The organism is Faecalibacterium prausnitzii, assembly GCF_003287495.1.
GTDB classification, from domain to species: domain Bacteria; phylum Bacillota; class Clostridia; order Oscillospirales; family Ruminococcaceae; genus Faecalibacterium; species Faecalibacterium prausnitzii_I.
In genome coordinates this window covers 423674-446345 of the sequence record NZ_PRLE01000002.1, presented here as the reverse complement: position 1 = coordinate 446345, position 22672 = coordinate 423674, and the positions used below count along the sequence as shown (strand labels likewise).

Genomic DNA, 22672 nt, shown 5'->3' with positions numbered 1-22672 from the left:
AAACTCCTCACTTTTTGAGCAGCTCCAGCGCCTTGTCCATGGGCACACAATCGGCATAGCGGTCCGGCCAGAGGAATTCATTGTAATAGTGGTAGCTCTGCTCCCCCGTCATGTACTCGTTGTCCTGCGTGGAATTTGCATAGGCAGGAACGATCATGTGCAGGCCATGCTCAAAGCCTGCCTCCACCGTTGCATTGATGCAGAAGTCCGTCATGATGCCGCAGACCATCACATCTTTTTCGCCCTTTTCCGTCAGATATTCCAGCAGACCGCTTTCTTTTTTGAACGCATTGCATACGGTCTTGACGAACCGTTTTTCAGTCAGCAGCGGTGCAAATTCGGAATAGACCTCAAATTCATCGTCCCCGATGGAGAAACCGGTGCCGGGCCCATCGTCATGCTGGACATAGACGACCTCGATTCCCTGTTCGCGGGCAGTCCGGATCAATTCCCTGATGTTGCTGACAAACTTTTCAAACGCATACAGGCGTTCATCCACGATACCTTTCTGTGTATCCACAACCAGTAAAACCATGTGTAAGCCCTCCTGTTTTTCTTTGGTTTCATTCTACCATAGACCGTTTCTTTCTACAAGCGGATTCAAAAAATCCCCACAGGGAAAACCTGTGTTTCACCTGCAGGGATTGATTCAGCCACCCAAGACGATCAGGATCAGCACCACGACCACTGCAATAGCGATCAGGCAGCCGCACCCGCTGCCGTCCCCGCCGCCACCGCCATTGTTGTTGTGGTTTTCGCCGCCACCACCGCCGCCGGACGAGCCGCCGAAGTTGCGGTTGAACGCCGTCATGTCATTCCGGCAATTATTTTTCAGTGGAAAACATGTTTTTCCTGTTCAAATCCACCTGTCCACCTCATACAGTAGCAACAAGGGGGTGTTGCTATGATTTTCCCGCTGCTGCAATTTTTTGCCTCAAAATTTCTGCTTCTGGCCCTTCACCTGGAGGCCGGAAGCTTCCCACGGCCATTGACCGCTAAAGAAGAAATCGAAACATTTGCCGCCCTGCGGGCAGGTGACTCTACCGCCCGGGAAAAACTCATCCGGCACAATCTGCGCCTGGTGGCTCACATCACCAAAAAATATTACGCCCAGCCTTGCGATCAGGAGGATCTCATCTCCATCGGTACCATTGGCCTGATGAAAGCCGTGGACACCTTTGACTCCACCCGCCGGGCAAGGTTTTCTACTTACGCCAGCCGCTGCATTGAAAATGCTATACTATCGCAGCAGAACAATCGGCGATTGAGGTGGAAAACCATGAACCTTTTGGGGCAAAATGGTCTATGTTCTGCCGCTTGAAAGTCCGCAGCTATGTATTGGCTGCGAATGTTGCAGGTACGTTAAAAGTTGCGCCGCTTCAAATTCTCAAGTTCCCGGTCGTCCTTCCACATAAGGTTTTGGATGCCGAGAAGTTCAATCTGCGGTTTTCGGACGCATCCGAGATCACGGAAATTGCGGACAAGCTGCGGTGGTATCGCTATCAAAAAGGACTTCGTCAGCGTGACGCGGCAGACTATGCGGGTATTGACCGCAGTACCTACATCCATTACGAAGAGGCAGGGCGGGACTTTTATCCGAAGGAGCATATGGAGAAGCTGGCGGAGTTGTTTGAAGTGCCGCTGGAGGATTTGCTGGATGACTATAACCTGTTTCTGCTGCGGGGTCAGGGAGCGCAGATCAAGGCCATACGCCAGCGGCTCGGCTTGACGCAGAAGGCATATGCAGCGCAGCTTGGCGTCCCGCTGCAAAAGTTCAAGCGATGGGAACAGGGAAGCGTGCAGATTTTCAAATCCACATAGGAGAAGTATTTCAAACAGACATAACCATAGCAGTAAACGAGCAGACCGGCTATTGAGGCCGGTCTGCTCGTTTGCTATGTATTATTGCTCCGCTTTCAGGTGTTTCACGGCGGCGTCCACCAGTTCCAGCTTCTGCTCCGTGGAACAGGGCAGCTTTTGGATGGATTTCAGCGCCTGCTCGGACTGGAACTTCGCCAGCTCCTGCCCAAGCTCCTGCTGCGCCTGCTTTGATTTCGGGAAGATCAGAAATACTTCCATGGCTGCCCTCCTTTCCAGAGCGTTTTCTGCTTCAATCTATGCGTGTGTTCCGGCTGCTATGTAGACAAATAGAACTCGATTTCGCGGCTGCGAGGAAAATCGTATTGCCGCGAGGCTTTGGTGGTGCGGGAATGCTTGCAATTCAAGGGCTTTTCGACCCTGAATTGTCTACGCCCGAGCGGCGTTTGCGGGCGGATTTCGCCTTCTGCCGGCGGTGAACCTCCTTGGCGCAGGCGGGGCAGTATTTTGCCCTGCCGGAGCGGGCGAGGATACCCGTGCCGCAGACTTCGCAGCGGCGGAGCTTCTTGGGGCTGAGGATGGCCTGTTCCAGCTTCGGCTGCTGGGGCAGCACGGCGCGGCGAAACCACCGGCAAAGTAGGCTTCGAGAGATGTGTTGCGGACAGACGCCGTCCAACAGCAGGCAGTCGCCATCCAAGAAGTTGCAGCAGCGTTTTGTAAGACCGCGCACGCTGCGGATCTGCCCCGGCGTCAGACGAAAGAGCGTGCCATCCGGCAGCCGCTCGATGGGGTCAAGCTTGTACATCTTCACCCTCTTTTGCGATGAGTTTTGCGTCCGCTGGGTAGTTCAGCGTGATGAGGGCGGGTTTGCCCAGCCCCTGCTTTTTTCAGATAATCAAGTCGCTGTACTCCAGTTCCCGGAAGATCCGCGTGGCGCTCTGGCGGCTGCGGTGGAGCTTCGTCTGCGCCTGTTCCAAGGTGAAGTACAGCCGAATCGTGCCGTCCGGCTCGACGTAGCCGTTCTGTCGGGAGATGCTGGCTCTGTCCAGCAGCAGCGCATAGAGTACCTTCGCGTCGTTGCTGATGCCCCGCAGGGCTTCATCTTGGAGAAGGAACCTTGGAAGCGGCACATAGGACGCCGCCGGGCTCTGCGTCGTGAGCTTGCAAAAAGTTTTCATCTGACCTCCTATCCCATCCATCAATCCATCCATTTTTGTGTTGATTGATTGATAGATTGATTCTCTTGTATCTTGATTTATTTCTTATTAGTTAGAAGATGAATTTCAGCCCCGATGGAGGGCACGAAAACCGTCGTCCTGAAATCCGGTTGCGGTACGCTCCGGAGCGTCAGCTTGTCCACCGTCCGGAAAACCGGTGACGGAAAACCCACACATGGAAAATCCCGTTGTGGTCAAAGCTCGTCCTTTTGCCGTATCTTCAACAGCTCCCAGATTTCGGCCTGCCGTGCTTTCAGCTCGGCAACATCGTCTTCATAGCAGCGCCCGGTGCTGTTGATGCGACGGCAGATCTGGTTGATATTTGAGGCGGCACGGCTGACGGCGGCAGCTAACTTTTTCTGCTCGGTGTAATCGACCTTGATGATGTAGCCATCGATCAGCATCTTCCGGGCATACGCCCCGAAGTTGTGCGTCCCCAACTGGCGCATTTTGTGCTGGATGAGATTCAGCTCCTGCTCGTTGAGGCAGATTTCCTTGCGGATGGGTCGCGTGCGATCCGGCATGTATTACTTCCCCCTCAGTTCCAGACAGAACTCATCATCGCCTTCCTTCCGGATTTGCAGGTAATCCGTGTCGGAAAGTTCTGTTAAAACAACGGAAATCCTTTCCTCCGGCATGTTCAGCTGACAGGCCAGCTCCGACAACTCAACGCCTTCATCGCCAATGGCGTAGAGGATTGCGGCGAAGCCTTTTGCCTCAACAGAAAGGTGCGTGTCTTGCAGCAGTTCTGTGGGGACAGCGGTCATGTGGGTACGGTTGTGGTAAGTGATCATAATGTTTCTCCTTTCAATTTTGAAAAACTTTGTTTGAAGGGCGGCTTGGAAGCGAAGCTGTTTGCCTTTCACTTTACAACGGACAATTTTCAAGAGAAAAACAGGGGTCGAGAGAAAATTATTTTCCCCTTCTATATAACCAACGGACAAAATAAATCAGAGTGTCACGATTTTGTCTCACGGACGTTTTCCTCTCTACCTTTTAACGGACATTTTTCCTCAAAAACTTGGCACCCCCTTTCAAAAAACTTTTCTTGCTCCTGATTCCCCCTCTACTTAGCTAAGAGAATCAGAGACCGGTTTTGTCCCAGATTTCTCGAAGAAGTTTCGGAGACGGCGAAACAATCTCTGTGCATTGCTTCAAATTGCCCTTTCTACTTTCCAACGGACAAAATGATGCGGCATGTCACGGTTCTGTCATAACAAGGGCAAAAAAAGAAGCGCCTGCCACTACGACAAGCGCTTGAATTTGCATCAATTATTCGAGCAAATCCTCTATATCTCTTTGATCGTATTCAGTTTTTTGCATCAGCCGACAGACACCGTCTGCCTCGTCCCGCTGCTGCAAAAGCTGTGCAAACGCCCGATAGAGTGCGGCCTGCCGCCGCTCGATCACGCCGCGATTCTGCTGCATGGCATCTGCTGCTTTGCGGATGGACAGCCCCTCGGAGAAACGTTTCCGGAAGAGATCGGCGTAGTCATTGAGCACCGTTTTGAGCAACTACTGGGCAAACGCAAGATCCTCGCACATGGCCTGATATGCCTCGCGGTTGGATACGCCGATGTACTGCTTCCGTTCCCGGATGAGTTTGTATCGCCGCAGATCCATCCGGTAGTTTTCGCAGATGTCCTTAGCGTATTCATAGTAGGTTCTGCTGCAACGGATGGCGCGCTCCGCGTACTCGTCATCAACATAAGTGAAGGGCTTGCTTTTGGGCTCCGGAAAGCCGTCTTCATACACTTCGCGGACGGTGCCTTCGTCGATCTCGTGCCGGGTTTGACGGACGTATTTATCCCGCAGCACACTATCGACTTCGACCTGCTCGCAGAAGGAGGTGTACCGGATGAGGTAGTAATGCTCGTTGTCTTCTTTGGCAAAGCTGGCGTCCTTGCAGACCACGATGGACTCGCCTGTGTCGATGTCCTTCAGCACCCGGACAACGAAAATAGGCTTTCCGTCGTACCGCGTATAAAACCCGGCAAATACCCGTTTGAGTGCCATAAGAAAGCCCTCCTTCCACCGATTTTCTCACAGTATAGCACAGATTTCGGCGGAGAGAAAGAGCGGTGTGAGAACGAAGAAAACTGAGATTTGAGAGAATAGCAAGCACAGCCGCTGTCCGGACACGCGGCGGTTTTGGGATAATCCCAAGCCCTATTCCTGACCGGAAAGATATGTCAAACCGTGCAGAAAACTCCTTACCTATTTATACTTTTAACCATTCATCATACCAAGTTCATTGCCGACATCACCATTTCCCTGTATTGCTTTTTAACGCTTTCAGGACCCTTGATTCGTACTTTCCCTTCAAAACCAAATATCCAGTTGAAAAAGACTTTTCCCACAGCAATTTCCTCGATCACGCGGAAGTTTTGAAGATCCCCGGCATAGGTTTGAACATCTGGACCGAATCGGTCTATAATTGCATCCATTACGCTGTTATCGCAAAGCAACTCAACTTCAGCACGAGGAGCATTGTACATTCTGAATGTCGTTTTAATATATTTACTCACATCAAAGCCAACCGGTTGCGGAACTGCTGATTCGTCCAAGATGCATGGGCATGCTGCAATTCGATCTACTCTATGACTGCCAATAGTCTGGTACTTGTCAGAATAGCCTACAACATAATAGTTATCTCCATCCCATACAAGTGAGTATGGACTAAATGTATATCGCTCTCCACCATGGTGTAGGACTCGTTCTTTCTTAATGTTATACTCAATCTTTTGGAAGGAAATCTTTTTTCGCTGGTTAATTGCATCATTTATTGCGTCAATAATGTATAGTATTTGCTTGTTCTCAATCTTGCCTCGCCCATCTACGATCACATTTCTCTTCAGCTCTCTCGCTTTGTGGCTGCCAGCAAGGGATGTGAGTTTTTTGATAAGTTCATTGCTTTTTCCTTCTGCAATAAACTTCGATGATGCAACAGCATCAATTATCGTTTTCAGCTCTGCGACTTCAAACTCCCTCTCAATAAAGCGATACTGGTTCTGTGTAGACCGGCGTTCATCGATAGAGTAACCAGCCCGCTGCAGAACTTCGATGTCACTTTTTAGCGTTGTGCGATGGGTATCAAGACCATACTCCCGCTTTAAGATATCACAAAGCTGAGTGGTGGTCAGATAGTTGTCTTCATCTGTACGCTCTTTTAGAATTTGAAGAAGAAATAAAGGTCTGAGCTTTGCGTCTATATCCATATTTTTCCTTTCATTTTTTCAGAATTCTAATCAAAGATTCTGCAATTATATTCGCTTCTTCAAAAGTGTTTTCTTTGCCAAATGAAATCCGAATCGTTCCCCTAGCATAATTATCTTTCAGTTTGATTGCCTTTAAGACATGGGAAATTTGCGTACTAACACTATCGCATGCAGAACCAGTCGATACACATATTCCCATCAGGTCCAAACGATGAAGAATTGCTTCTCCGTCTGCATCTTTGAATGACACGCTGATATTCCCAGGAATGTGATTCCGGGCACCGTTTCTCACAAAATCGAGCCCTGATTCCTTTAAGCGTTCAAGCAGGGCATTTTCAAGTTTTAGTATATGCTCAGCATTTTCATTCAAAGCGGAGCAGCTGATTTCAAGTGCTTTTGCCATACCCACGATAGAAGCAACATTTTCAGTACCGGCACGCATTCCGAATTCTTGAGCACCGCCATCGTTAAGAGGCCTCAATTCAACGCCTTTTCGGACATAAAGAAATCCAATACCTTTAGGACCATTAAATTTGTGTGCTGATGCTGAGAGCATATCAATACCCATTGCCTTCACATCTATGGGAGTATGCGCAATTGCTTGAACCGCATCAGTATGAAAAATTGCACCATGGGAATGGGCGATCCGAGCCAATTCTGCAATCGGCTCGATCGTTCCTATCTCATTGTTTGAGAACATGATAGAAACAAGCCTTGTTCTATCGGTAATTGCGGCGCTTAGCTGTTCCGGATCCATCATTCCTTCCGAATCAGGGGATAAGTAAGTTACAGGATAACCCTGCCGTTCTATTGATGCGCAAGCATTTAAGAGAGCATGATGTTCTATTGCCGAAGTAATAGTTGCAAGTTTATCTGGGTCCGAAGATGCAGATCCTTTTATAGCCCAATTGTCACTTTCCGTTCCCCCAGAGGTGAAGTAAATCTCCTCCGGGAGAGCGTTGATGCACTTGGCAATCATTTTTCGTGATTCAGCAAGTGCTTTTTTTGGTTTTCGCGCAAATGCATATGGCTGTGAAGCATTACCATACTCATCGGTCAGCCACGGGATCATCGCGTTGAAAGCTTCTTTGTTCAGTCTTGTTGTGGCCGCATTATCGGCATAGATAAATTGCTTCATAGGTATTTCCTCACTTGAAGAGGGTGCAGCCTTCTTCTTTAAACTCTTCAATTTTTTCCAATAGTTCGTCCACTGTGCAGCCTAAGTAGTCTGCGAGGCAGTCAATACAAAAGAACTCTTTTGCATCTTTATCGATTAGTTTTCTCGTGGCTCCGATTTCATCCTTGGTCAGATTTTCTTTGAAACATATTTTACAAGAGTGTGATTTTGCCATTAGTTTATCTCCGCTACTTTGAAGGCAGGAATATCTTTTCCGCGATATTCGCTGTCCATTATTCCAAGCTGCATTTTTATCGTTGCTCGCATATTACAAGCTCTGCGAAGGCAATACCTGTTGAAATCGCGGCTATCAATGTCTTCCGGCTTTTTGACATTAGGGAATAGAAGCTTCAAATATGCCGTAGCAATTCTCTTTACAGCTTCCGTATCTCTTGTATCTGCTCCGGCGGGGACAACAACTAAGGCGTCGACGATAGATCTGTAGGTTGTATCATCCCTTAATTCGTGAAGAATCGAGCAGAAATATTCGGAGTTAAGCGCCCACCCGGATATCTTCAAATCATCGTTCATCCTCGGAATATTCCAGCCTTTGATGAATCCGTGAAATCTTTCTATAAGTGCTGATTCATGGAATACTGCCGGGAGTTCGCAGAACATATCCGTAGTTCCGTCATTATCCATGGTTTCCTTTGAAATGTTGCCACATAGAATGACGCCGGATGATGCTGTGCCCTCATAATTACCAACTGTGAATACACCGGATTCCAAGTACCCCTTAAGAGCTGCACGCATTTCATCCACGTCGGTAAACGAAATCGTTTGAACTTCATCGAGCGTTATGAAGTCATTTCCAGAAACAAGGCCCTCAGTGCGTTTAGAAATGTCATAGAACATCTTGGCGCGAGACATTACACCGCCACTTGAAAGCCAACCATAACGACTTACCCTGCCAAAAAGATACGATTTTCCAGTACCTTTAGGTGCAAGTTCAATCAAGTTAAGTCTCTTCTCAACAAAAGGAAGAAGGCGTGTCAGCATTGTAAGCTTTTCTTCGGAGCTGTTATATCCTGCCGCATTGTAATCGACTGCACCGAGCAAAATATCAATCCACTCTTTAATATCAAATTTAGAACGGACAGTTTTGTAGTACTCGGTATTGATTTCATATGGGCAAAAATTTCTAAAGCTAATAAGTCTGATTTTTCCGGGAATATGCGGTATTACAGAATCATCAGGTAGCCGATATCCCAGTTCAATCATGCCCCAAACTTCGTGCCCACTTATCAGCTCTTCTTTATAATCAAACCATACATCATCCTCAATTATGGTTTCTTTTGTAGAAAGTCCAAAGTCTGGAAGCGTAAAAGAGACCTGACCGGTACGAACATCAACCTCAACTGAAATCTTGGCCAGCATTCTTACATGTTCATTGTCCTTTACGATACGACTTTTGATTGCTGTCCAATCACTCTTCTTGGGTATATATTTTTTTACAAACTCCGCGAGTTGTTCATTGTCAAAATGCCCCTCTTCATCAGCAAATTTTCTGAGAAGCCAGTCTCTTGTGAAGGATGGCAGACTGAGAGCAGAGAAAAAATTGCTGTTTTTAAGGTCTTTATAGACAACCATCTCATCGAAGTAATTTCTTAATTTCCTTGTGGTTTCGTCCATAGCTATTCCCCTTTAAATAAAGAAATCATCTTCAACTTTGCTATTCTTTTCGCCACTACGTTTCTGGATATCAAAGCTTATCTTTCCGATTATGGAATCGGAATCTAACACTTCGGCCGTATATGGTCCGGATATCTTATGCTTATCAAGAACGAAACGATATTTAACGTTGCTGACCTTTTCCGCTTCATAAGTCACATCCCCAACACGCAGTCTCATCTTGTTAACATTTGCTGCACAGAATAACTCTAGAACAGGTTTTTCGTTATAGCTAGACCAGACTGTTGGGGTCAAGTTTTCCATCGTAATCGAAGAATCAAGCAATGTAAGCTCTATGACAGGCACAATGACTTCTTCAAGTGTAGCCCCACCATGAACTTCAACACTTGCCTTTCTGCCTCCACCAAAGCGATCATAATTTGCCAGTACCCAGAATCCGTTTTCTGAAGTTGCAGAATCCGGTCTTTCATCTGTTTCGCTTAGTGGACAACATCTGCCAGAATGTTGTCCGGTTGTATCCGACATCGTATGTTTACTTTGGTGTTCGTTAATTACAGCTAAGCGGCTTGCACCATGATCTGAAGCAATGATAACTTTTCTGACTTCTTCTTGCAGTAGCAAGCTCTTGGCTCTATAAAGTACGTCTTTTATGACTTTTAACTCAGCCACTATGTGAAGCGGTAGCTTACCATCACCGTCGCTTTCGTAATTAAAACGATCTTCACCTTTGTGTTTGATGTCATCCAAACGCTTTGTCTGCTGCTTTGGCCCTTTCCATTCATCATAGAAAGACTTGTTTTTACTTGTCAAAGTGGGGAGAACGGCACGGCCAATCTGAACATCCATCTTCAATCCGATTTTAGCGCAGATGCGCTGAATGTAGCCTAGAAATTCAACACCCAAAGCATCAATCCAAATCATGCCGTTTTTACCGTCATTGTACTGTTCAACAAGTGAGCCACGTGTTGGCAACACGTTGTACTTTCTGTTGCCGTCTAAGGAATATTCCTTTACCGTTTCAAGAAACGTATTCGGAATCCTATTTAACAGTTTGTTGGTCTTGTATTCCTGAAAATATTCAGTCAAAAGTTCGCCATTTTTGCAACCGAAGGCATACTTACATAAGTAATCATTCAACTCAGGGAAAATAGTGACTATTTCTTTGGGAACAGCGCCCAGCGAAACGATTTCCTTTATTATCTCGTACTGTTCCTCTTCTGTGTTATCTGTAAGGTAATATATTCTCTGCGACTCGCGTTGCTTTGACTTTGCAAGATACGAATTGATTCCCATGTCTTGTGCAGCCTTTAGCAGTTCTTTTCTCTGAGGATAAAATACGCCGTATTCCTTGCTCTTCGGAGAATATGAGAGAATCAAATCGAACAGATTCTTCTTGTATGCTGAATAATTCACAGAAGTTGCCACAACTGCCCGCAGGTAATCATTAGCTTCTGATGGGTTCAATTTGAGCTTGAGATATTCCCTCCAACTTGTGAGCTCATAAGAACCGGAAATGTCTGGATTCTCCAAAAACTCACTCCAATGCTCGTCATCCAAGCAATTTTCCGGAAGTTCAAAATGAAGATCTTGTTCACGTATTGCATCGTAAGCAGAGGAAATCTTCCTTGTCGGATCAACATTTAAGCTGGTTTTTACATATACATTGCCGTTAGCACCGTCCTCGAGCACAGAAATAAGATTCTTATACCCTTCGCACAATTGTAGTCCGATAGGAAATTCGACTGAAATTACAGAAAAGTCAAGCTCGGAATCCACGCAGCAGAAACGTCTCGCGTTGAATTTACGATCTGCATTGTTGAGTTTTGAAAGTTCCTGTTTTATTCCTCTGCATAATACAACGGTCTTAGGTGAGGGGAGATTTTTCAAACTGTATAGAATGTCAATATTGCCTCCGCAGGTAATATATTCTCCGACACCGAGAATCAGCTTTTCATTATGTTCTTCCTTAACCGCGTCAAGAAAACCGTCGAGATCCGGATATGCGTCTGCACTGCAAAATTCACTGACCTTGACCTTCTTTAATGATGCGAAACGATGCAGAAGAAGCCGATACTCATTGCTCCCGCTTACAGAGACAAAATACGGATATATGTTATCACTGCCTAAGTATTCGCTGATATTCTCTATGGCCTCATTAACGGCAATTGATTTCATATCAAATACCTTCCTTGCTGATAATTGATATACCTACTTCAACATCCTCCTGGACAAGTTTACGCAAGTATTTTTTTGCCTCTTCAGCATCCATTTTATCAATCCGTTGCATGACAACAGAGTTACCACCGGTTCTGTATTTGGAATTAGCAAGCTTTTCGATTTCGGTAGATACAGCGGGATCACCATACCATGAATAAGGTGCCTTCGGTATAACCTTTTCCAAATGGTCTCTTACTGCGTCCAAATCAGTCAGTATTGCATAGTACTTCTTTACGATTACGCGAATAAATGCTGTATCGATTTTGGATTTATCCGTAAGTGAAGCTATGAATCCTGGATTACTCTTCAGATAACTCAATGCGTCGGACACCTTAGAAGCTTCTGTGTTGGGGTAATTTATGGCATCAAACAGTTTAAATGCATTTACTTGCTCATCTACCGAAACCATGGCCTTTATAGGTGTACGGTTCTTTTCACTCCATTCATAGGCGTTCTTGGTGCCTGTTTTTTCTTCCCAAAGCTCAAGCAATCTGAATCGTTCCTGTTCGCTTCGAATTTCATCTGAAATTGCGGAAACATTCTTTTCAAATGTAGACTTGTCGTCGGTAAACGAAGAGGCAGGCAACGTATTGTATACTTTTCTAACTTCTGCATCGTTGAAGCCGACTAAGTACAGAGAATAAGTCTCTTTAAAAATTGCAATTTTTTCTTCCTTCAATGCGGAAATGATAGAAGCTTTTTCAGTGAGTTCTGCAAGGAATTTCTCGTGTTTTTCATGAGAAATCTCTCCATTTTCGGCAATGTCTTTCAGACAGCCAATGAAATACATGAGCTCAGGACATTTGGCGGTGATCACACTCGCCGGAGACTTAATATAACGCGTATATTCCTTCCATGCCTGCATGCAAGAAAAGAAGGATGCCGACTTTATTCCCAACTGAGTGCTTTGGAGAATAATCTTGTAGTCGACGAGTAACTTCCGCAATTCCTCTAATCCGGTATCCATATTCCAAAGCCATGTTGCTTCGCCAGAACCTATTTGCTTTTTAACATCAGCCATAACATCGGGGATCCCTATGGCCTCTGCACAGGTTAATAGCTGGCCTTCTTCAAAATCATGAAGAAATTCTCCCATTGCTTTATATCCATTTTCGGATGTTAAGAGCTGAGCTAAATTGTCAATGGAAGAAGGTACTGCAAGAAGCATTTTACCCATTTGACCGGCAAGAGTAGGGACATTCCCGCCGTTTTGCGAATTCGATATTTCCGCAAGTTTGTCAATAAATTCTTCCAAGCTGTTTGTGTCAATAGCCTTGAAGCACCAGATGGGATAGCCGATATCTCTCAGCTTGATTCTGACTTTTGACGCGGCCTGTTCTACGGAAAGATTTTCCGCAATGCCGAACGCCTTGGCTGCAAAATCAACAAAGGCCTTCTGGTCGGGCGTCATTATTTCAATATACTTCTCTTTGTAGTTTTTAATCGGAGAAACCTTATTCTTAACATACTCTCCGATGTCATTCCCGAGTTCTCCGGCAGTCATTTTGCCACCGTCATCACCCGCAGAACCGACACCATATCTGTAGGGCTCATCGGAATAATCACTCAGAAGGAACCCCGCAAGGTATGCATACATTGAGCAAGGCATAAAGCCTTCCTTCATCAAATAATCAAAGATGTCACTGATAGCAATACGAACATCCTTCTCAAAAACTCCATCTATAAGGGTTTTTACCTTCAGTTTGAGCTTGGAAATGCTCAGATGCGGCTTGACTTCCTCAAAATGCTCAATCCAAGCGCATCTCCGAGCATAGCCTTTACATACTTCTCTTGGAAAATGCCGGGTCTTGTGAAGTCGACGGTCTTTGCCATAGCAATGCCTTTTTTGGCAGCATCAGCATACTTTGCATCTGTAAAGAACTGATCAGAAACATTGCAATTGTCAAAAGATAGAGGGTAAACTTTTAGTACGACTGCTGCAAGTTTTTCTTTGAGAAGAGTCATACTGGAAGCATTTTCTTTAAAGTCAGTCCCAAAGTAAACTGTGAATTTTCCTCCCGTAATATCATTCTTCCAGTCTGCAAGAGTACGTTTAACATCTGTTTGTTTATTGTCGGCAAGACGGGGGTCTTTCGGCCTCCAGTACTCCGTTTGAGCGGCAACACTAATCCACTGTTCAAAACGATCTGCACCCATAATATTGGATGTGGCATCAATGAAAATGATATCCGCATAAGCAGAATCCCGTACCGCTTCGGCTATCTTTAGACGAAGGGTTGTTTGCTCTTCCTCGGTTCTGGCGATGCAAATTACCGCATTGAACTTGTAGGATTTCGGCATATTATTTATCCTGTTGACTGTAACTTTGAAATTATCTACCGTTGCATATTGGAAATTGTATCTTGCACGCAAAGCGGAATTAAAGGTAAACGCTGACATCAAATCGCCGTCATCGATGAGCTTTGCAGTTTTGGTTTCTTTACGCAAACGATCCTTAATTGCATCAATCTGCACCTGATCTCCGGCAATGGCAGAAGCGGCAAATTCTTCAACAGAGCCATTAGTGTCGATATAAAGAATTTTCTTCTGAACGAGCTGATTTCTCGCAATATTGATAGCACGGTTGTTCTCCATGGAATCGTCGCCTTCAAAAGCAAGTCCAAGGTTCTGCACTGTCGGACGCAACAGTTCCACGCCGTTATTCATCTTTTTGCTGATTGCCTGCATCATAAGGACAGTTTTAAGAACACGCTGTTCTTCACGGTTCAGCTTGGCGGCGTTGCTGGGGTATGTATCAAGGATTGTTGCAATAGCAATATCTAGGTTGCTCTTGCCCTGCGTATCGGAGTTTTCATCTCCGCCTTTTTCGTAGAAGAAATCCCAAAGGTAATCAATTGTAAGAATTTCGTTATCCTCAGGCGAATGGTTCTCAATGAACCACTGAAATGCGTGCAAATCATTAGACTGGCTATTCTTAATAAAGTTAAACATGCTTCTCTGGTTAGAAGCAAAGTTCTTTGCAAAATGCTTCAGCAAAAGAGCGGCCATGGGATGAATGGGGAAGATGCCCTTCATCACATCGTCGTCTACCTTTACAGCTTCGCATACCGCCTTTCTGGAGAAAGGCATGTAGCTTGTTAGCTCGTCGGCGAAATCTTCGTATTCATCTTTTGCGACATCTTTTATTTTCATTGCGTGTTTAATAAGCCTGAACGCAATGTTATCAGGCATTTCAATTGTTTTATGTACAAAACGGTCATAGACAATGTTGAAAGCATCTTTTGTCCTCTTGTCCGAATCCGAGAAGAAAGAGCCCGCCATATGCGTTACAATAACCATATAAAATGGCTTGTCGTTTGCAAGCTCTGCTAAAGACTGGAATACATCCAAAGCAGTCGGGTTATTCTTGAAAAAGGAAGAAAACTCGTCCCACAGAAAAACGATTGCTTTTAACTGGTTGCTCTCAATAATGTCTGTGAGCCAGTCCTTCAAATCCCGCATTTCAATATTGAACGGTTTAATACCTTTCTCTTCACCTATACGCAGAATATCAGTGAGGAGCGCATCCGAACTGGCAGAAGGATTGTTTAACTGTGCTATAATGTCATCAGCGTTTTTGCCGCTTAAGCTGCCCAGAGAGCGATACTGCGGCATCGAAATAATAGCGTTGAAATATGCTTTGTTAGCATCATCTGAAAGCCACTGGACAACTTTACCACGCAGTGTCTTGTTGCCGTTATATGCAATGCCTGCCTTATCAAGCGCATCGGAAACGCTGTCAAATACGGCAGTGATAAACTTCTTAATTGTGGTAATTTCACCGCTGTTGTAGCGGAACACAGTGACAATTTTCCCCGACCTTTGTGCGAAAAGTTTGTCCTCTAAGTCCGGGGCTTTTTTGAATTCATCGTGATTTTTTTCAAAGTAGTCACGAAACTCCTTTTCGGAGCATTCCAATAAATTCTTCAGTGCCCACACAACTCTGGACTTACCGGTGCCGTATGAGCCCTCAATCCAAATACCTTTTCTGAGCTCAGTGTTTTCCCTGCTGAGCATAAGCTCGACAGAAGAAAGCAGCTCGACAAAGGTTTCATGAGGATAGGTATATTGCCACTCATTGCCCGGATTTTTCACGGAGTCCGGGTTAATTTCCGGATAGTAGTTTTTGTCTATTTCAAAATATTCGCTATATTTCATTCTCCTTCACCTCTTAAAACAGATCGAGCACATCTGCGGATGTGTGATAGTCTCTCAGTGCTATCTTCTCCAAATCGTGTGTAAAGTCTGCATCAATGAAGTCATTGTATTTTGCGGAAAGGCCTCTGAGCATTGCTTCCAGCTCATCTCGCTCAAAGCCGAATATCTTAACCGGGCTGATACCGACGGAATCTATGGCTACATCCATCAGCGTGCTCAGGTTAAACTGATAGTATCCCTCGCAAGCCTCAGCATATCTATACAGAGCATAGAGAAGAACGAGCTTACTCGATAAGGTGCTCTTGCAGCGTCGCAAAGAGGATATTTGACGCCCAGAATTCTCCGTTATTCCAAAGTTGATGACATATCCTAATGGAATTTCAGTCAGTCTCTTAAATGCCTTGAGAATAGATTTTGCATCCTTCGGACTGATTTCAGCTTCAACAAGTTTATCCTCAAGGTACTGACGCGGAAATGTCTCGTTAATCGGCATATTATCAATATACCACTTTATTTGCGGATTTTGATAAGCCAGTTGGACAAGTATCAATCCCCACGCTTCCTCCGACTCCCACCCTAATCGCGTTACAACATCGTAAAACTGGGTTGTTTTGTTTTTCTCAGCCAGTTTTGCATCTGATAAAAACCGTTTAAACATGCTAATTTGCATAGGACCAAGTGTATTATCTGTAAAAAACTCATTTCCTTTTTCAAAGAAATTTTGGATCCACTCAATTTTGGGGGCATGGTCTGCAAACGTGTTTATACTCTTCATTACTCTCCCTCCGTTTTTTGGTAACTGCATAGAGTGATAAGCTAAACAGCCATCATCTATATTATGACATTGCTTACAGTGCAAGCAATTGGTAATCACCAATCCATCTTTAAAGGAAATACACCCGTTTCTACAATTTGCTTCGCAAACCCCACACTTTACACAGTATGCTGCTTTGTGAAACACCTGTTTGAAGAGCTTGCATTCGCTACTTTTATCGTATTGCTTTGGGACGGTAATTCTAAATCCGTTACTTATCTGCTCGACATCATATTCAAAGCTAACTTCGCCAAGCGTCTTTATCCATTCATGCCAATCAGTTGATGGATTCTTAATTGTGATAACAAGATTGTCTCCAATTATCTCTTCAGTGTACTTCGTTTCATTGCCAATAATATCTCTTCCGTTTTTACGTTCGATCCAGCCTCCATTTGTTATATATGTGTTTATATTTTTATCAGCAATGGTATCTCTAATAATATCAGTATATTTATCTATTTCATTCTTATAGCAAAGATATCTAAAGCTATCTGATTTACCGCCACCCATCGGGCAAAACAGGCAGCCTGCTCTGGAGTTTCCTTTTTTGTAGGTGTTATTAATCGGAAGGTTATGCGAAAAGATGTACAGCCAAATTTCCGCAGATGTCCATTCCAATATCGGGTTATGGGAATACTGTCCTTTTTGCTTCTTCCCGAAATTTTCCTCGTCATAAGTGGCACGAGTGGCACTTTCATGCGCTCTTACTCCGACAAAGTCCATTCCCACATAGTCGTTCTTTCCCAAAACCTCACGGATTTTCAGCGTCTGAGGTGCGGCCTTGTGAACAGTACAGCACCAGCGAAGAACCCTGGAGGGAGGTCCGAACAGACGCCAACTTTCTTCCGGTTCGAAATGCGATGCCGCACGGTAGAAGTTTATACCCTCCTCTTTGCATTGCTTCTCGACAATATCAACCAGTTCATATGTATCCGGAAATTCCATCTTTGTATCACCGAATACAACCATATAGCTGCTTCTCGGCAATGCTTTTTTCACAAGCTCAAGAAGTACTATGCTGTCTTTGCCGCCGGAAAAGGCAACATGGAAACAATCAAGTGATTTCTGCCGACGCTTATACACATCATAGATTTTTTTGACTGTTATCTGTTCTATAATTGCAAGCGAGTCTCTGTTCGCTTCTACCATAGCGGAGATGTCGATTTTCTCAAGAACTGTACCGTTTGGAATTACACGAACCTTCTCACCGTTTTCTTCTTTCATTGCGAATTCCAGCGTAGGCTTTTCGTAAAGCGAGCCGCCCTTTGTATTGAAAATGACTTCTCCCTTGTAGATATACCGCGCGGCCTCAGCCCACATATAAGGGACATCCTGCTGCTTCTCGTATATCAGATAATCATCAACGCCCAGATAATCAAGCTCCTGAGCATAGACTGGTCTCGGCTCTTTTGATACAAGTGAAGTAGTATCTGTAAGTATTATGCCGCCAGTTTCGGCATCGTATTTATATTCGTACAAGGGATTGTTCCTCCTTGAGTCTCATTTCCTGAGCTGTCGCTAAAACCTCATTGAGCTTACTCCTTCTCAACCAGTATTTATGGGCAGAAAAGAAGTCTCCAATCGTTTTCTCCGTCAGCTCCAATCCGCTACCTGCGGCGGCTTTTGCCAGAAGAGATGTGTAGTTGTCAAAAGTCATATGAATCGGGTATATTGCGCCGATAATATCCTGCTTTGCAGGACCGCCCATTGAACGAAATTCTTTGCTGTAATGACTGCAAAAACTGTCTAGTAGAAAAGAGTTCCATGGGAAGTCCTCAACATAGGGAAAGGAAGTAAAACTTTTAATGTCAGCCAAAGGAACCACGCTATTTTGAACATACATCGAGATTGCGTAGTCGATTGCTTCGACATCAAAAGACACCATATCGTTATGCACAAATGTTTCTTTGTCAACTCTGATCATGCCGTCAAAAGCGGCGCTTAATCCGTATGTGAAGCGACCACTGATATCCCGTTCATATGCTTCTATCTCATTAACGGATATCTGCTCGTGTTCAAGGCAAAACTTCTTCATCACATCGTACACTCGGACTTCTGCGCCTTTTCTTGTGATGATTGAGCGCTTCCTGTCGTAATCTTCCGATAGATACCTATCAAACAGGAGCGTCTGCAATGCAGAAGCATTGATGCCGGGATTCATGCATTCACTTTCATAAACATCAATGCTTCCAAGCTTGGAAAAGTTATTTTCGGTTATATCTTCTTCTATACTTCTCCTTGCGGCTTCAACATCGTTTTTCGACAAATATATTTTCCCAGAAAGAGCATATACTTCGTCGCCCATAGAGACGAACTCAGGGCTTCTGGAACAGGTCAAACGAATCTGATAAAGGTCAACATACGGCAGGCGACTTTTTATCTCCTGGTAGTCGATATATATATCATTCCCGTAAGCACGTATTATGTCATCAACCAAAGAGTCGTTCTTTGAAAAGCACGCATATGCCTTATAGAAAACCATTTCAGGCGCAACAGCCTCAAGTACCGTTTTTAACATCTCTGCCGAGAAAATCTTATCCGCAGAAAGCTGTTCTGAAAAAGCGTTGTACAGTTCTTCGTAATACACTAAACGATATTCTTGTTCCCGAATATTATCGATTAACTTCTTGAGAAATTCCTTCGTTTCCTTAGAAGGAACATATATCTTGTCTTCATACTCCAATCCAACCTGAAGAGCAAGTGCATCAAGATCTATATTGTCTTGGAAGTCTCTGCCTGTAGTATTTTTATAAGCAGCTGCAAATTTCTTTCTCGCAATTTGCGATGACTTGCGAAGGCCATTCGGAAAGATATCAGAAATAATCGTCCCCGCAATTGAAAGCAACTCGGCTGAAAAAACTGTCCGAATATTTTGAACATTTAAAAGTGCTTCCATTTGGTCCTTATTGCTCTTGGTGTAAGTGATGTTGACATCCTCGTAACTTGTACCGCAGATATCTAGCATAGTTTTTATATTTACAATGACTGTAGTTGCGGATATGTTTAGTTCTACATATCTGTCAGGAGCGAATTCACCCGGAGAACGCATTAAAGAAATAGAATGACAGTTTCCAACAAACGGAGCTGACGCTCTTCCATACACTTTTCCAACTACACTATCAATTTCATTTGAATAATCAGCATAGAGTTTTTTCAGAAGCGCTATATAAAGGTCACGCCATTTAGGACGGATCAGTATTGCCTGCCCTCTATATGTGAGACTGTTTACACGCGCAAACGACATGTCCGGGCAGTCGTTAAAATCTACGACAAATACATCTGTATCATTCAGGGCGGGGTGTGCAATGTCATGTTCAATCATATATCTTGCTTCCTTGAGCAATTCCTGAAATCTGCTGTTTTGATTTCTATACAAGCTTACCGTTTCTTGAAACAGCTTAGTTGCAGGAACATAAATTTTTCGGCCTTTATAGGCAGAATCCATGCTTTGCATTTGATAAGATATACCGTTTTCATTTCGAAAAATCTCATCAATCTTCCGCCCTCGATGTATGGCCATGGCTCGTAAGTCCGCCGAAACACGCCTGATAATATAGGCTCTTGGTTCACTCTTTTTACAAGCTAAGAGGTAACCGTTTAAAAGTACTACGGATTCGTATATATCCCATTTAGGCTGACTATTCATACAGCTAGTCCTCGATTATCTCAACAACATCCCCAATATCACAATGGAAGATACCACAAAGAGTCGCAATCTCTTTTAGGGAAACATACTCGTTTTTGGTAAATTGCCCCATCATGTATTGACTGAATCTGGCAGCTTGAGCAAGATCGCGTTTTGTCATTTTATTGTTCTTCATCAGTTTCCAAAGTCTGTCATAGCTCACGCGCATAGCCGATCGTCCTTTCTCATTTATCCCAATCAGGGCGCAATACACCCATTTTTACAGGTATCAATGAATATTTTATCACAAGGTCTCGAATAATTCAAGGATATCGGGGTATTTCCGCGATATTTTTCAGAAGTTGTCGGTTTTAGTTGACATTTAAACGCGACCAAAAATTAGGGGGGACCGAACTCGTATCTCTGAACCCGGCTTACGGATTCAGCACACCGTAGCCGAGAATTTCATAATGCCAACTGGGTGCTGATTCACGCGGAAGCTATCGTCAGAGTTGTGCGCTGCGCTTACGGAACTGCCGTCGTGCAGAGTTGACGAACTGCGCCGCGAACTCATTCACAAATACCACATGGAACTCGTCAATAAAGACGTGGGTATGCTTGCCCTTCTTCCCTTTGAGGGGCACACGGTTGAGCATGCATGTTGTCGTTCGTTTTCACTGATATAGGCTTGATGATGGTTATGCCAAAGGCACCATTCGTATTTCACTTGGGAAAGTATAATACCAAGGAAGACGCTGAGGAAAGTGCTTTGAATATTAGTAGCTAAGCAGCTCGGAGAAAATAATTATACCCCACTATACCATTGACTTTGAGGGTATAGTTGGGTATAATTCTGCATAGAATAGTATCTCACAGGAGGTGCGCTATGGAGTTATCCGAAATGCAAGCGCGGGCGGCGGAGCTGGAACAGCAGATTTCTGCTTTGCCCGCTGGCTCTGTTACGAAGAAAACCGTCAGAGGCAAGGACTATTTCTACCACCGTTGGACGGAGAACAAAAAGCGGCGGGAGAAGTTTATTCCTGCGGACGAACTGGAGAATTTCCGCACCCAGATCGAGCGGCGGAAGGCGCTGGAGCAGGAGCTGAAGGTGCTGAAAAAGCAGCTGCCCAAGGCAAAACCTGCGAACCTTTCTGCGTTTACCACCAATGTCCGCACCGGCGAGGCGCTGCGTTCCTTTGCGGCATCTGTTCGCGACTATCGCAGGCGCGAGTGCTTCCGGCAGCTGCACGACATTGTATACGGTGAGCCGCAGGACAAGGTGTTCATTCTCTACGGCCTGCGCCGGACGGGGAAAACCACCATGATCCGCCAGATTTTCGCGGAGATGAGCGACACGCAGCTTGCTAAGGCAGCGTTCATTCAGATCACCGCAAAAGACACGCTGGCAGACGTGAACCGTGACCTCAAGGCGCTGGAAGCGCAGGGCTTTCGCTATGTGTTCCTCGACGAGGTGACGCTGATGGAGGATTTCATCGAGGGCGCGGCGCTGTTTTCTGATGTGTTTGCGGCCTGCGGTATGAAGATCGTGCTCTCCGGCACGGACTCGCTGGGCTTTCTCTTTACCGAGGATGAACAGCTCTATGACCGTTGCATCCTGCTGCATACCACCTTCATCCCTTACCGCGAGTTTGAATCTGTCCTCGGCATCCATGGCATCGACGAGTATATCCGCTACGGCGGCACCATGAGTCTCGGCGGCGTTCACTACAACGAGACCTCCACGTTTGCCAGCAAGGAAAGCACCGACGAATATGTGGACACCGCCATTGCCCGCAATATCCAGCACTCCTTGCGCTGCTATCAGTACGAGGGGCACTTCCGCCATCTGCGGGATTTATACGAGAAGGGCGAGTTGACCAGCGCCATCAACCGGGTGGTGGAGGACATCAACCACCGCTTCACGCTGGAGGTGCTGGCGCAGGATTGGAAGTCCCATGACCTTGGCATTTCCGCCAGCAACCTGCGCCGTGACCGCACAAATCCTACAGATATTCTCGACCGCGTGGATTTGGCTGCCGTGACCGACAGTCTGCGGAAGCTGCTGGAGATCCGCAACAAGGCGGAACAAACCGTAAAACTGGACGATGTTCACGCGGCGGAGATCAAGGAGTATCTGGACTTGCTGGACTTAACGCGGGAGGTCGACGTGTTGCACCTGCCGGATGTCAGCACGAAGTCCAGCCGCACGGTGATCGCACAGCCGGGACTCCGCTATGCGCAGGCGGATGCGCTGATCCGCAGTTTGCTGCTGGATGAAACGTTCAGCGCGCTGTCTCTGACAGAGCGCACCGCTGTGCAGCAGCGCATCCTGACCGAGATCAAGGGGCGGATGCTGGAGGACATCGTCCTGCTGGAAACCAAGCTGGCAAACCCCAAGAAGCAGGTGTTTGTCCTGCAATTCCCCGTGGGCGAATTTGACATGGTGGTATTTGACCCGGAGGCAGGCTCCTGCCGGATTTTCGAGATCAAGCACAGCGAGGAAGCTGTCCCACAGCAGTGCCGCCATCTGATCGACGAGCAAAAATGCGCCCAGACCGAGCACCGCTATGGCCCGATCACCGGAAAGTTCGTCCTCTATCGCGGGGAAAGCCAAGAGATAGACGGCATTCAGTATCAGAATGTGGAAGAATATCTGCGAAACCTTGCTTGACAAAACCGCCGCCCTGACTTCAAATCGGGGCGGCGGTTTTATGTGGCATAAAATCGGATAAACTTGTCATACGACAAGTTATACACCAAAATAAACTTGACGTATGACAAGCGAAAAGATATAAT

At 45.5% G+C, this 22672-nt stretch carries 22 protein-coding genes; 3 read left to right on the top strand and 19 right to left on the bottom strand.

Annotation, left to right across the window (positions count from 1 at the left end):
• Nucleotides 1-7: 7 nt before the first annotated feature.
• Nucleotides 8-535: an isochorismatase family protein gene (locus tag C4N22_RS05515; protein WP_112148266.1), complete on the bottom strand. Its 528-nt coding sequence runs from the start codon at nt 533-535 to the stop codon at nt 8-10.
• Nucleotides 536-649: 114 nt separating this feature from the next.
• Nucleotides 650-811 carry an HFLK protein gene (locus C4N22_RS05510; RefSeq protein ID WP_112148265.1) on the bottom strand — a complete coding sequence of 54 codons (162 nt, stop codon included), beginning with the start codon at nt 809-811 and terminating at the stop codon, nt 650-652.
• Nucleotides 812-988: 177 nt separating this feature from the next.
• Between C4N22_RS05510 and C4N22_RS05505 the strand changes: the two genes are divergently transcribed.
• Nucleotides 989-1321: a sigma-70 family RNA polymerase sigma factor gene (locus C4N22_RS05505; protein WP_242980956.1), complete on the top strand. Its 333-nt coding sequence runs from the start codon at nt 989-991 to the stop codon at nt 1319-1321.
• Nucleotides 1306-1821 (top strand): helix-turn-helix domain-containing protein, encoded by a 516-nt coding sequence (locus C4N22_RS05500; RefSeq protein ID WP_112148263.1) that lies wholly within the window; start codon nt 1306-1308, stop codon nt 1819-1821. The genes C4N22_RS05505 and C4N22_RS05500 overlap by 16 nt, the downstream gene beginning before the upstream one ends.
• Before the next feature lie 81 nt (nt 1822-1902).
• On the opposite strand, the gene C4N22_RS12860 is transcribed toward C4N22_RS05500, so the two are convergent.
• From C4N22_RS12860 to C4N22_RS13225, 17 genes are all read right to left on the bottom strand, one after another.
• Nucleotides 1903-2079, bottom strand: coding sequence for a hypothetical protein (locus C4N22_RS12860; protein WP_181567173.1), 177 nt, complete (start codon nt 2077-2079; stop codon nt 1903-1905).
• Between the two features lie 142 nt (nt 2080-2221).
• Entirely contained in the window at nt 2222-2623 is a 402-nt protein-coding gene (locus C4N22_RS05495; RefSeq protein WP_112148262.1) for a cysteine-rich VLP protein, read from the bottom strand.
• 82 nt (nt 2624-2705) lie between these two features.
• The gene (locus C4N22_RS05490) at nt 2706-3017 is read right to left on the bottom strand and encodes a replication initiator protein A (RefSeq protein WP_242980955.1); all 312 of its coding nucleotides are present in this window, start codon (nt 3015-3017) and stop codon (nt 2706-2708) included.
• A 212-nt stretch (nt 3018-3229) separates the two neighbouring features.
• Nucleotides 3230-3559, bottom strand: coding sequence for a plasmid mobilization protein (locus C4N22_RS05485; RefSeq protein ID WP_112148260.1), 330 nt, complete (start codon nt 3557-3559; stop codon nt 3230-3232).
• 3 nt (nt 3560-3562) lie between these two features.
• Entirely contained in the window at nt 3563-3829 is a 267-nt protein-coding gene (locus C4N22_RS05480) for a hypothetical protein (RefSeq protein ID WP_112148259.1), read from the bottom strand.
• A 478-nt stretch (nt 3830-4307) separates the two neighbouring features.
• Nucleotides 4308-4463, bottom strand: a complete 156-nt coding sequence (locus C4N22_RS12855) for a hypothetical protein (protein WP_181567172.1) — start codon at nt 4461-4463, stop codon at nt 4308-4310.
• Between the two features lie 87 nt (nt 4464-4550).
• Nucleotides 4551-5051: a hypothetical protein gene (locus C4N22_RS05470; RefSeq protein WP_112148257.1), complete on the bottom strand. Its 501-nt coding sequence runs from the start codon at nt 5049-5051 to the stop codon at nt 4551-4553.
• Nucleotides 5052-5275: 224 nt separating this feature from the next.
• A complete protein-coding gene (locus C4N22_RS05465) occupies nt 5276-6253 on the bottom strand; it encodes a helix-turn-helix transcriptional regulator (protein WP_347476096.1) in 978 nt (325 codons plus the stop codon).
• 10 nt (nt 6254-6263) lie between these two features.
• Nucleotides 6264-7391 (bottom strand): cysteine desulfurase family protein, encoded by a 1128-nt coding sequence (locus C4N22_RS05460; RefSeq protein ID WP_112148256.1) that lies wholly within the window; start codon nt 7389-7391, stop codon nt 6264-6266.
• Nucleotides 7392-7401: 10 nt separating this feature from the next.
• The gene (locus C4N22_RS05455; protein WP_112148255.1) at nt 7402-7605 is read right to left on the bottom strand and encodes a hypothetical protein; all 204 of its coding nucleotides are present in this window, start codon (nt 7603-7605) and stop codon (nt 7402-7404) included.
• Complete coding sequence (brxL, locus tag C4N22_RS05450) at nt 7605-9062, bottom strand: BREX system Lon protease-like protein BrxL (protein WP_112148254.1); 1458 nt, start codon at nt 9060-9062, stop codon at nt 7605-7607. The genes C4N22_RS05455 and brxL overlap by 1 nt, the downstream gene beginning before the upstream one ends.
• A 12-nt stretch (nt 9063-9074) precedes the next feature.
• Nucleotides 9075-11237, bottom strand: coding sequence for a BREX-4 system phosphatase PglZ (gene pglZ / locus C4N22_RS05445; protein ID WP_112148253.1), 2163 nt, complete (start codon nt 11235-11237; stop codon nt 9075-9077).
• A 1-nt stretch (nt 11238) separates the two neighbouring features.
• Nucleotides 11239-12888: a hypothetical protein gene (locus tag C4N22_RS05440; protein WP_112148252.1), complete on the bottom strand. Its 1650-nt coding sequence runs from the start codon at nt 12886-12888 to the stop codon at nt 11239-11241.
• A 110-nt stretch (nt 12889-12998) separates the two neighbouring features.
• Complete coding sequence (locus tag C4N22_RS05435; protein ID WP_112148251.1) at nt 12999-15437, bottom strand: hypothetical protein; 2439 nt, start codon at nt 15435-15437, stop codon at nt 12999-13001.
• A gap of 13 nt (nt 15438-15450) precedes the next feature.
• On the bottom strand, nt 15451-17730 hold the full coding sequence (locus C4N22_RS05430) for a phosphoadenosine phosphosulfate reductase family protein (protein ID WP_112148250.1): 2280 nt from the start codon (nt 17728-17730) through the stop codon (nt 15451-15453).
• Nucleotides 17717-19897 (bottom strand): hypothetical protein, encoded by a 2181-nt coding sequence (locus C4N22_RS05425; protein WP_112148249.1) that lies wholly within the window; start codon nt 19895-19897, stop codon nt 17717-17719. Before C4N22_RS05425 ends, C4N22_RS05430 begins: the two co-directional genes overlap by 14 nt.
• A gap of 4 nt (nt 19898-19901) precedes the next feature.
• Nucleotides 19902-20105 (bottom strand): helix-turn-helix domain-containing protein, encoded by a 204-nt coding sequence (locus C4N22_RS13225; protein ID WP_112148248.1) that lies wholly within the window; start codon nt 20103-20105, stop codon nt 19902-19904.
• Nucleotides 20106-20762: 657 nt separating this feature from the next.
• On the opposite strand from C4N22_RS13225, the gene C4N22_RS05415 reads away from it, so the two are divergent.
• Nucleotides 20763-22547 carry an AAA family ATPase gene (locus tag C4N22_RS05415; protein WP_112148247.1) on the top strand — a complete coding sequence of 595 codons (1785 nt, stop codon included), beginning with the start codon at nt 20763-20765 and terminating at the stop codon, nt 22545-22547.
• Nucleotides 22548-22672: the final 125 nt, after the last annotated feature.

What these genes read in the sequence shown, in the direction of transcription:
- C4N22_RS05515 (WP_112148266.1), bottom strand. Translation starts at nt 535, where the DNA reads ATGGTTTTACTGGTTGTGGATACACAGAAAGGTATCGTGGATGAACGC.
- C4N22_RS05510 (WP_112148265.1), bottom strand. Translation starts at nt 811, where the DNA reads ATGACGGCGTTCAACCGCAACTTCGGCGGCTCGTCCGGCGGCGGTGGT.
- C4N22_RS05500 (WP_112148263.1), top strand. Translation starts at nt 1,306, where the DNA reads ATGTTCTGCCGCTTGAAAGTCCGCAGCTATGTATTGGCTGCGAATGTT.
- C4N22_RS12860 (WP_181567173.1), bottom strand. Translation starts at nt 2,079, where the DNA reads ATGGAAGTATTTCTGATCTTCCCGAAATCAAAGCAGGCGCAGCAGGAG.
- C4N22_RS05495 (WP_112148262.1), bottom strand. Translation starts at nt 2,623, where the DNA reads ATGTACAAGCTTGACCCCATCGAGCGGCTGCCGGATGGCACGCTCTTT.
- C4N22_RS05490 (WP_242980955.1), bottom strand. Translation starts at nt 3,017, where the DNA reads ATGGATGGGATAGGAGGTCAGATGAAAACTTTTTGCAAGCTCACGACG.
- C4N22_RS05485 (WP_112148260.1), bottom strand. Translation starts at nt 3,559, where the DNA reads ATGCCGGATCGCACGCGACCCATCCGCAAGGAAATCTGCCTCAACGAG.
- C4N22_RS05480 (WP_112148259.1), bottom strand. Translation starts at nt 3,829, where the DNA reads ATGATCACTTACCACAACCGTACCCACATGACCGCTGTCCCCACAGAA.
- C4N22_RS12855 (WP_181567172.1), bottom strand. Translation starts at nt 4,463, where the DNA reads ATGCAGCAGAATCGCGGCGTGATCGAGCGGCGGCAGGCCGCACTCTAT.
- C4N22_RS05470 (WP_112148257.1), bottom strand. Translation starts at nt 5,051, where the DNA reads ATGGCACTCAAACGGGTATTTGCCGGGTTTTATACGCGGTACGACGGA.
- C4N22_RS05465 (WP_347476096.1), bottom strand. Translation starts at nt 6,253, where the DNA reads ATGGATATAGACGCAAAGCTCAGACCTTTATTTCTTCTTCAAATTCTA.
- C4N22_RS05460 (WP_112148256.1), bottom strand. Translation starts at nt 7,391, where the DNA reads ATGAAGCAATTTATCTATGCCGATAATGCGGCCACAACAAGACTGAAC.
- C4N22_RS05455 (WP_112148255.1), bottom strand. Translation starts at nt 7,605, where the DNA reads ATGGCAAAATCACACTCTTGTAAAATATGTTTCAAAGAAAATCTGACC.
- brxL (WP_112148254.1), bottom strand. Translation starts at nt 9,062, where the DNA reads ATGGACGAAACCACAAGGAAATTAAGAAATTACTTCGATGAGATGGTT.
- pglZ (WP_112148253.1), bottom strand. Translation starts at nt 11,237, where the DNA reads ATGAAATCAATTGCCGTTAATGAGGCCATAGAGAATATCAGCGAATAC.
- C4N22_RS05440 (WP_112148252.1), bottom strand. Translation starts at nt 12,888, where the DNA reads ATGCCTTGCTCAATGTATGCATACCTTGCGGGGTTCCTTCTGAGTGAT.
- C4N22_RS05435 (WP_112148251.1), bottom strand. Translation starts at nt 15,437, where the DNA reads ATGAAATATAGCGAATATTTTGAAATAGACAAAAACTACTATCCGGAA.
- C4N22_RS05425 (WP_112148249.1), bottom strand. Translation starts at nt 19,897, where the DNA reads ATGAATAGTCAGCCTAAATGGGATATATACGAATCCGTAGTACTTTTA.
- C4N22_RS13225 (WP_112148248.1), bottom strand. Translation starts at nt 20,105, where the DNA reads ATGCGCGTGAGCTATGACAGACTTTGGAAACTGATGAAGAACAATAAA.
- C4N22_RS05415 (WP_112148247.1), top strand. Translation starts at nt 20,763, where the DNA reads ATGGAGTTATCCGAAATGCAAGCGCGGGCGGCGGAGCTGGAACAGCAG.